This window comes from Heyndrickxia coagulans DSM 1 = ATCC 7050 (assembly GCF_000290615.1).
GTDB classification, from domain to species: domain Bacteria; phylum Bacillota; class Bacilli; order Bacillales; family Bacillaceae_C; genus Weizmannia; species Weizmannia coagulans.
Genome location: NZ_ALAS01000024.1, coordinates 1 through 223 on the forward strand (window position 1 = coordinate 1; position 223 = coordinate 223).

At 43.5% G+C, this 223-nt stretch carries 1 pseudogene; it reads right to left on the reverse strand.

The annotated features are described in order from the left end of the window. Positions 1-223: pseudogene (locus IC21_RS00675) on the reverse strand (DDE transposase); the annotation flags it as partial.

A 223-nucleotide genomic window follows, 5' to 3' on the forward strand; every position in this document is an offset into this window, starting at 1 on the left:
CAAGCGTTTACCAAAATCCGGCAACCGTTCCAGGAGCTGTTCTACCAAAGTCTCAAACATTTTATCCATCATTTCTTCGTCACGGATTAGGGATTTTAGAAAGCGCGTATAGGCATATGAAGTTGGAACCTGCCCTTCAAAGCCACACATCTCCCTTAATTGGCCATTACGGGAGAGTTCACGGCGTAATTTCTCAATGCTTTCATGTTGAAATACAATGCCT